This window comes from Chryseobacterium koreense CCUG 49689, assembly GCF_001045435.1.
Lineage (GTDB): Bacteria > Bacteroidota > Bacteroidia > Flavobacteriales > Weeksellaceae > Kaistella > Kaistella koreensis.
In genome coordinates, this window is sequence record NZ_LFNG01000006.1 from 313693 (window position 1) to 323096 (window position 9404).

The window sequence follows — 9404 nt, forward strand, 5'->3', positions numbered from 1 at the left end:
ATTACTGTTTAACCAAAAACTTATAAAAATGAAAATCAAGAGTTTTACCATTTCGTTGGCAGCGATCTGTTTAATGGCTTCATGTGCGGGAACCCCATCTGTCCGTACAGACCTTGCCCAAGCTAAAAGCAATCAGGTGCTTACCAAAAAAGAGCAATCAAAGCTGACCCCAGACGATGTGATTGGAATCCTAAAACAAGGAAACGAGGAATTTGTCAATAACCGGCTTACCTCAAGAAATACTCCCGACCGGATCAAAGCCGCCATCAACGGACAATATCCGGAAGCCATCATTCTTTCCTGCATTGATTCGCGGGTTCCGGTAGAAGATGTTTTTCACCGCGGGATTGGCGATGTTTTTGTGGCAAGAGTTGCGGGAAACATAGTCAATACCGATATTTTGGCTAGTATGGAATACGCCTGCAAGGTAGCAGGTTCCAAGGTAGTCGTGGTTTTAGGCCATGAAAGTTGTGGTGCATTGAAATCAGCAATTGATGATGTGAAATTGGGAAATATTTCGGAGCTGCTTCAGAAGATCACTCCGGCAGTCCATTCATCCAAGACTGGTTTTCAGGGAGAAACAAGTTCTTCCAACCCTATTTTCGTGGAGAAAGTCAGCCATTCGAATATTGCTTTGGCCATGTCTGAGATCCGTAAGAACAGTCCGATTTTGAAAGAAATGGAGGCTCGCGGAGAAATCAAGATTGTGGGCGCCATGTATCATCTCCAAAATGGGAAAGTAGATTTTTTGGAGGACAGATAGGAGAAGGAATTTGAAAACCTCATGGACATGGGGAGCATTTTAACAAAACTTTATGTGGACATTCCTGCTTAATGGCACGCTTTTTACAATCAACTCACTATCAATTCAATTTTTGAAAAATAACTTAAAACTTAAAAAATTATGAGCACTAAAAGAAACGGATTATTGGCTTTGCTAGGATTGGGCGCATTGGCGTGGTGGAAATACAAAAACTCTACTCCAGAAGAGCAGCAAATGGTAAAAGACAAGATCAACACCGCGAAAGACAACTTCAACAAGTGGGGAAATGACTTGAAAAACAAGGCCAACGAAGTTGCACAGCAAGTTCAACAAAAAGTGGATCAAAGCAAAACCTCCGTAGAAGACTCCGTAAACCAGAGCTAATAAATCTTATATTCATATAGTTTGGAAGCCGCCGCATCGATTGATGTGGCGGTTTCTTTTTTATTTCCAAAAAATTCAAAACAAAAAATAACACGACGACTTCTGTCGCAACGCCGATATACATTTGCCTCATAAGAATTGAGCAAATGAAAAAAATCACAATACTCTCGTTAGATGGTGGCGGAATTCGGGGGATTATTTCCTGCATTATTCTCCGGTATATTGAAGAACAATTACGAAAACAAGACTCTACCGATGCAAAATTGGCAGATTATTTTGACCTGATCGCAGGTAGCAGTACCGGTGGACTGATAGCTTCAATTCTGCTTTACCCCGATGGAATTGGCAGACCAAAATATTCCATTCAGAAAGGTTTGGAATTGTATGCGGAAAAAGGCGAACATATTTTTCAGACCTCGTTTTGGGAGCAGCTCGTGAATCCGTTCGGACTATTCAATGAAAAAATTTCGCAACAGGCTTTGGAAAGAAACCTCAACGATTTTTTTGGAAAAACCGAGCTGAAGGATTTGGTAAAACCCTGTCTCATTACCAGTTATGATATCGAAAACCGCCGGGCAAAACTTTTCAATTCCTATCAAGCAAAAACGAATACTGATAATTTTCTTGTGAAAGATATTTGCAGGGCCACTTCTGCTGCGCCAACTTATTTCACTCCTGTGCAAATAAAGTCGATGTACGGACAAGTTTTCAGTTTGATCGACGGCGGCATGTATGCGAACAATCCCGCATTATGTGCATACGCAGAGGTGAGAAAAATGCCCTTTGCAGAAATTTTCAACACCAAACAAAAACCTAATTATCCCTCAGTAAACGACATGGTAATCATTTCGATAGGCACGGGAGCCGAAGCGAAACCCTATTCCTTTAAGAGCTTGGAAAAGGCAGGTCGTCTTGGTTGGATTTCTCCTATTATCGACATCTTGCTTTCTGCCAACACAGAAACAGTAGATTACCAACTGAACCAGATGTTCCAATCTCTCGGGCAACGAAACCAAAAGAACTATTACCGGATTAATCCATCTCTAAAAAATGCCTCGACCAATATGGACAATGTAAGAAAAGAAAATATTGAAGCATTGATTCAGGCGGGGTTGTTCTATGTGGATGAAAATAAAGAATCCCTGAATCAGCTGGTTCAAAAGTTAATCAGAAATAAAATATAATACGTCAACTTCTGTCGCATCCCGCTTCTACATTTGCTTCTAGAAAAAAACGAACAAAAAAAATTATGCTTCGCAATAAAAATTAAGGTGGAAATCCAAAGCCGGAAACCACCCTAAAAAATAAGGCTAAAACCGAAGGAACATCTAATAAAAAGACCCCTTCAAATTTTAATCTTTTTAAAACCAAGCAAATATAACAAAATGTCAACAAATACAAATAACAACGCGTCACAGACGCTTTTCAGATTCGTAAGCCTGAGAAATCCGAAGCTTGCCGAAACCTCCCAAGAAAACCCCGGATTTATCTTTAAACCGGAAAAAAGGGGAATCTACGGATTTTTTGATCAGGTCATCAACGGTTGGGAACCGGCTCAAAAGATTTCCAAGATTAAAGCCATGGAAATAGCCGCAATTAATTTCATAGAGTCCCGGGAATTAAAAACCGAAAAGGATATTGATGGGAGCAGGTACAGATCTTTAAGACATCTGGGTAAAACTTTAGCCAAAAAAGAACAGGTATCCGAATCGATTTACAGCGAAGCCGAAACAGAGTGGAATAGCATCACCGCAACCGAAAATGAGTTTGAAATGCGAAAAACTTTGTGGGATCACTTCATCTATCAGACAGTTACCCAGAAAGACTTTTATGTGAAAGAGGCATTATCTCAAATCATCAAAGCCATCCACGCAATTGATTTAAATGCCCTCAATGCAGAAACAGCGTCGGGACGCAGCCCGCTTGAAATTGCTGCGGAAGCGGTAATCGTATTACCTGCTGTGCTTTTCATGGACAGTGTTTCTTTAGAAGATAATGGAGTTCCGGAAACGACAAATCCCGAAAGAGAATTTTCTGCAATGGAAACAAATAAGCTTGATGCAGTTGCTGCGAGAGAAGTTCAGATATCTTCGTTAGCATTGAAAGCAAAAAGTTTGGAAAACCTGAAAAATGACCTCTCCCTGCTTCAGCTAGATTTCCGGGAAGAATACCAGAACATCTACACCGCTGCCTATGCAGCCTATACAGACCAAATACAGCCATTTTTGGATGCTTATAGACAAAAGATGGAAGATGTAGAGTCAAATTTCACCCCTCAGACAACGGAAGAAGAGAAAGAACGTGCATACGAATCGGTTCCTCAACCCGATTTGCCACCCTTCGAAATTGATGTGAAAGAAATCGACATTCTTTTGCTAAAAAGCAAACTCTCCGAAGATGCTTTTGAGACATTGGCACAACTTATCTCCCTAGAAGAAAGAGACCCGCAAGAAGCAGAACGAAAATACAGCACTTATCAGAAAATCCTCGAGAAGATTGAGGATGGCACCTCATCAATGTACGCCAAAATGCTTTCCCTCTCTAAGATTGATGGACAAAAATATGCCATGGTAGGTGGAGCGGCAGTTCCTGTTCAGAATAGGCAGAACATTGCACCATTTGCCTATTATCTCAAACCCTATCTGAAGCAGGATCTATCCGGCAAGCAAAGCTTCATTCAATTCGGATTTTTCGTGGAAGACGAAACATGGGGCGTATCATCTGCCGAAATAAGTGCGGTGATTGCGGAGGGAGTCATCAATGAAAAATTAAGCGACATCAAAGTATCCGGAGATATGGTTTCACTTCCCGCCATGTTGGTCAATAGGTTTCAGGACATCACCTCCCTGAAAATCGAAATCTGGTTTGAGAACGGGACTTCGGGTGTTCTGGAAATCACCGACCCGCAAATCAATACCAATAATGTGGGAATCCTGCGGGTTGAGACCCAAAATCCGAATGGCATCAATATTCAAATTCCAAATTCGTTCCAACCTAAGCAATTCGGCATCAAACGTTTGGGAATCGCCGATTACCTGAAAGTAGAGCAAAGTGTTCACGCGTATGTTCCCGGAGAAGTCTCCAACATTGAGAATGTGATGGCGAGCGAATTGAGGCACAAATCCTCTACCGCACGAGATTACAACGAAGTTACGGAGACCACCGGCAAAACTCAGGAAACCGAAAAATTGTCGGATACCACAAAAACCTCACGGACCGATATGCAGACCGAGGTTGCAAGAGAAATTTCGAAACAGCAGAATTACGAAGCCCATACCAGATTCGGAACTTCGGGAACCTGGTATTTTGAAATGGGCGGAAGCTTTGCAGGCAACAATTCGCAAAACGAAAGCAACAGACAAGCGGTGGCGCAGTCCCGGGAAATTACCGAACGTGCTTTAGAAAGAGTGCTTACCAAAATCTCCGAGGAAAGAGTTCAGAAAATTATTAAGGAGTACACCGAGACGAATGTACACGAGTTCGACAACCGTGGCAAAGTCACCACCACGACCAATCCATCTGAAGCGAAGCCGCAACACATCACCGGAGTTTACCGCTGGATTGACAAGAAGATGAAGAACCAGATCTATAATTACGGAAAACGCACCATGTTCGAGTTTATGGTTCCCGAACCCGCAAGACTGCATGATTTGGCTACTAAGTCCGCGAGGAACTCTTTTGATGAACCAATTGACCCAAGAAAAGCACCGTTACCACATACGATGCCAAATGGAGATGTGGACGAAGCCCTCATCAGATATTGGGCGGAACAGTATCATGTGAAATTAGATACATTACCTGCGAATTCCAAGAATATCTACTTCGATAAGATCTGGGAAAAGGTCGATGGAAACGAAGAAGTTAGACATAGAAAACTTGATATTCCGGAAAACTATGCCGCCAAATCGGTAAAAGTCTATTATGGTTTTGAGAGAAACAGCCCGTTTTATTTTCTCCATAATAATGGCCAAATCATTTTTGGAGGAAGCATGTTGTCTATCTCGGATTTTGCCGGTTCCACTATTCCATTGCTTAATACTACAAATAGTGTTGACTCCAACATAACAATTCCGGCCAATTTTACAGAAAGTTATGATTTCACATATCAGTGTTTTAATATTGATTCGGTAAACATTGCATTCAATATTGAATGTCGATTATCTGATGCTTTTATGGATAGTTGGAGGCAGAAAAGCTTTGATGATATCATTACGGCCTACACCAAAGCCAAGGAAAAATTTGATGCCGATATGGCGGCGGCAAACCAAGCCGCAGCAGAACAGGAAAAGGAGAACAAAGAAAAGAAAGCCAACTTCTACCGAAGTACCGAAGCCAATATCCTGAAACACAACTGCATCGCCTATCTGTTACAGAGCTACGCCGCTTTGGGGCAAACCATGTCCTATGACGACGGACAGCAAATGCAGAGCTTTAAAATGCTGTTTGGCGACAATCTGGACAACTATACCGCATTGGCAAAATTTATGGAGCAGGCGTTTGAGTGGCAGATCATGGATTACACATTCTATCCTTACTACTGGGCAAGCAAGGCACATTGGCAAAACCTTTACCTGGCGGAAGATATGGATCCATTGTTCCGCAGCTTTTTACAGGCAGGAATGGCAAGAATAATTGTAACGGTAAAACCGGGCTTTGAAAACGCTGTACAGTTCTTTATGACGACCGGAAAAATCTGGAACGGCGGTGAAGTGCCTGTAATTGGTGATCCACTTTATTTAAGTATTGTAGATGAATTGCGACAGCCGACAGGGGAACCGCAAGGTAAGTTCTGGATTACAAGAATACCTACGACATTGACGATTTTACAAGCCGGTTCTGCCGGATTAGAAGTTGAAAACGCTTTGCCGATTTTCCCAGATGATCCGGAGAATTGCGAAAATCCTTTAGAATTGGAAACGGAAAGTGCTTTTGGAGAACCGCAGGATGTGGTAATGCAGAACACACCGGGAACTACAAGTACTTTGGATTAATATTTATTACAGAAATGGCGGCTGTACAGCCGCCGTTTCTATTTTCTAACAATTTAAAAATAAAAAAAATGAGTAAAATAAAAGCATTAGGAATCCCGAAAATTAAAGCATTGGGGTTGAATAATATGCAAGGTACAACAGAAGAACACCTCAAGGATATGATAATCCAAGTCTATTGGACGACTGTTAAACCAAATGGAAATGACATTCCTGTAAGCAAGGCTTTACTTGGTGAAAAAGTATATTTAGCCGTAAAAACTAAAGGTGTACCAAATAACACCTCATTTTTGGTAAGAATTTATGAATATAACAGGATTACCAAAAATAAAAAACTTTTTGACACCGATGTTATTATTAAAAATAATTTTGGTACTACTAAAGAATTATATTTGGAGAAAAATGAAAAATGGTTAGATTTGTTAAAAGAAACAGGAGAAGATAATGAGTTGGAACTTTACGCAGAGATTTCTGCTTACGGAGAAACTGTCGCCGGAGGAAAATATCTGAAAGTAAGAAACTCTAATAAAGTAGTGGTATTTTTTATCGGAGGTGCTGCGGATAAAACAAGTTATGGGATAATTTTTGGTCCTGACCAAAATATTTTGCCTGCAAAAAAAAATCTAGAAAATAAGATATTGAATAGAGTTGATTATAATTCTTATTATTTAGGTTTTGAAGAAGTTTATGATGTTCCATCACAGACAAATAGGGTCGAAGAAAATGTTTTACAAAATCTAGACAAAAATTCTTCAATATATATTGTGGGACATAGTTTAGGAGGGTGGAATGGTGCACATCTGTCCCAAATACTTTCTGATAAAGGATACAATGTAGAAATGTTAATTACTCTCGACCCTGTCGGTGAGGGATTGTTAGTCTATGTGGGTTCGTCTATTTATAAGAATAAGCCACATCCAAAGTCCAAATTTTGGATTAATATATTAGCTGACCCCTCAACACCTGATGGAACAGATGATGTCGCCGAATTTGGAGTAAGATGGAAAGTAAGTAGTGGTCCTAATATAAATGTAAAAATGGACATAAATCATTGGAATGCTCGCAAGATGTTTGAAACAATTATAAAAGATAAAAAATCTTGCTTAAATTATTTATATGACAACATTAAACTCAAAATATAATCAATTATGGAGCAATATCAAAAAATAATAGTCGTTTGTTTATTAATATATATATCGTTTGTTATTTTAATTAAATTTATTAATAAAAAAATAGAGATTATTAAGTTAATTATCATATCAATTTTATTTCTAATTTTAATTAGTATAATCAGTATAATGGTTTTACGTTATATACATCGTGATGAGCCTTATCAAGGATTAATTTATTTATTTTATTTTTTAGAGGCAAATATTTATTATTTGATAGCTTGCACAATTTTTATAATTCTATGCAAAGTTTTTAAAAAATAATCTTGTTGCCCCAAGCACTCCTAATCCCGTTCCGCAAAGCGTCTTCACTTTGCGGATTTTTTATTTCAAAAAAAAACGACAACTACACCGCACTGGCAAAATTCATGGAGCAGGCATTTGAGTGGCAGCGACATTGACGATTTTACAGGACAAATCTACGGGATTGCCTGTTACGCAGCCGTTGCCGATTTTCCCTGATAATCCTGACAACTGTGAAAATCCTTTGGAATTGGAAACAGCAACGAGTTTTGAGACAAGAGATATTGTATTAGCTGGAGGCAAAGATACAACCACTTTACCGAAAGAAACGAACAATTACATTGTGAGAAAATAATAAGCCGTGAAATTTTAGCGGTGCAGAAAGCACCGCTAATTTTTCTTAATCATTTAATAAAAAAATAAAATTATGTATCCAAATATAGACAGTTACCAAATGGAAGATTTTCTAAAAGAAATTGAAAAATCTTTGAGTATAAAATACATTTCTTGCTCTAAAGATGATAAATCAATATATCTCAGCTTTTATATTGAAGCAAAAGCATTGGTTAAGAATAATGCCACAATTTACATTAAAAATCTTAACAAAGATGTTTTGTTTCCCTCCTTAAATATTAATATTCAGTCGAATACTACCACTTCTTATATCAAAATCAAATTAGACAAGATGGAAAAGTATTCTGATGGATTTTTTTTAGATAATAATAGTTATATGGTTACTATAAACTGTGATAATATTTCTAGAGCTTCTGAAAAATTTTCAGTAGTATTGAATAATGTTTCTCTTTGGGAAAAGATATATGCAAATTATCCTAAGCCCTATAAGGATAAGCCTTGTGATGAAGGATATTTTAATCAATGTGCTATTAGAATGAGTGTTGCTTTGTTAGGAGGGTACATGGCTGCTTTTTTCAGACAGATTAAAATTAGAGTATTAACTTTAACGTCAAGAAAAAGCAATGAAAAAATCAAGATTTACGGAAGCACAGATTTTAAAGGTGCTCCAGAGCCAGCAGGAAGGCAAGAAAGTAGCGGAGATATGCCGCGAGTACGGTATCTCGGAACCCACATTCTACAACTGGAAGAGCAAGTACGGAGGCATGACCCTCTCGGAGCTTCAGCGCGTAAAGGAATTGGAGTCTGAAAATGCGCGACTTAAACGCATTGTTGCCGACCAGCAGCTGTCCATCGATATTTTGAAGGAGATCAACTCAAAAAAGTGGTGACACCTTATCAGAAGGAGCGCTGTATTGCTTATATTCGGGAGAAAAGGCCGGAGATAAGTTATGCTAAGGTGTGCCGCGTAATCGGACGCTCAAGAACCTCAAAATATTATAAAAAACGGATGCCGGTGAAGGACGAAAAACTCCGGGAAGCCATCACATCGATATTGGGAACCAGTAGGTTGGGGCGCAAGAAAGTCATCGTCAAGGTCCGTAAAAAGCACCCGGGATACGGCTCCTCACAGATTAGGAGGGTCTATCAGAGGTACGGCTTCTCGCTTTACAAGAGGATGAAAAGAAAGCGGTTTGACAACCCTGCCAACCCTATTTCTGTTCCTTTTGAGCGCAACGAGGAGTGGGCGATGGACTTTATGAGCGACGCCTTGGCAAGAGGATCACGTTTTCGAACCCTGAATATTGTTGACCAGTATAACAGAAAGTGCCTAGGGATAGACGTACGAACGTCGATGCCATCCAGGGCAGTGATTCTGTTCTTGGAACGAATGATCGAGAAGCATGGCAAACCCAGGGGCATCCGCACCGATAACGGTTCGGAGTTCACCTCGCACCTTTTCCAGGATTGGCTGGATAAAAACGATATTGAATGGGTTAAAAT

General features: G+C 39.6%; 8 protein-coding genes. All 8 read left to right on the forward strand.

Features of this window, described 5'->3' with window-relative positions:
* Positions 1-28 precede the first annotated feature (28 nt).
* Positions 29-763 (forward strand): carbonic anhydrase family protein, encoded by a 735-nt coding sequence (locus ACM44_RS06290; RefSeq protein WP_053215443.1) that lies wholly within the window; start codon positions 29-31, stop codon positions 761-763.
* Positions 764-904: 141 nt separating this feature from the next.
* Positions 905-1147: a YtxH domain-containing protein gene (locus ACM44_RS06295; RefSeq protein WP_048499161.1), complete on the forward strand. Its 243-nt coding sequence runs from the start codon at positions 905-907 to the stop codon at positions 1145-1147.
* Between the two features lie 146 nt (positions 1148-1293).
* A complete protein-coding gene (locus ACM44_RS06300; RefSeq protein ID WP_048499162.1) occupies positions 1294-2331 on the forward strand; it encodes a patatin-like phospholipase family protein in 1038 nt (345 codons plus the stop codon).
* A 201-nt stretch (positions 2332-2532) separates the two neighbouring features.
* On the forward strand, positions 2533-6138 hold the full coding sequence (locus ACM44_RS15160) for a hypothetical protein (protein WP_152669309.1): 3606 nt from the start codon (positions 2533-2535) through the stop codon (positions 6136-6138).
* Between the two features lie 68 nt (positions 6139-6206).
* On the forward strand, positions 6207-7277 hold the full coding sequence (locus tag ACM44_RS06310) for an alpha/beta hydrolase family protein (protein ID WP_152669310.1): 1071 nt from the start codon (positions 6207-6209) through the stop codon (positions 7275-7277).
* Between the two features lie 412 nt (positions 7278-7689).
* Positions 7690-7902 carry a hypothetical protein gene (locus tag ACM44_RS06320; protein ID WP_152669311.1) on the forward strand — a complete coding sequence of 71 codons (213 nt, stop codon included), beginning with the start codon at positions 7690-7692 and terminating at the stop codon, positions 7900-7902.
* A gap of 622 nt (positions 7903-8524) precedes the next feature.
* Positions 8525-8791 (forward strand): transposase, encoded by a 267-nt coding sequence (locus ACM44_RS15945; protein WP_083993656.1) that lies wholly within the window; start codon positions 8525-8527, stop codon positions 8789-8791.
* A gap of 125 nt (positions 8792-8916) precedes the next feature.
* Positions 8917-9404 (forward strand): DDE-type integrase/transposase/recombinase (locus ACM44_RS06330; RefSeq protein ID WP_160303970.1); only part of this gene is annotated, 488 nt, incomplete at its 3' end.

Coding starts and splice junctions, on each gene's coding strand:
- ACM44_RS06290 (WP_053215443.1), top strand. CDS start 29: ATGAAAATCAAGAGTTTTACCATTTCGTTGGCAGCGATCTGTTTAATG.
- ACM44_RS06295 (WP_048499161.1), top strand. CDS start 905: ATGAGCACTAAAAGAAACGGATTATTGGCTTTGCTAGGATTGGGCGCA.
- ACM44_RS06300 (WP_048499162.1), top strand. CDS start 1,294: ATGAAAAAAATCACAATACTCTCGTTAGATGGTGGCGGAATTCGGGGG.
- ACM44_RS15160 (WP_152669309.1), top strand. CDS start 2,533: ATGTCAACAAATACAAATAACAACGCGTCACAGACGCTTTTCAGATTC.
- ACM44_RS06310 (WP_152669310.1), top strand. CDS start 6,207: ATGAGTAAAATAAAAGCATTAGGAATCCCGAAAATTAAAGCATTGGGG.
- ACM44_RS15945 (WP_083993656.1), top strand. CDS start 8,525: ATGAAAAAATCAAGATTTACGGAAGCACAGATTTTAAAGGTGCTCCAG.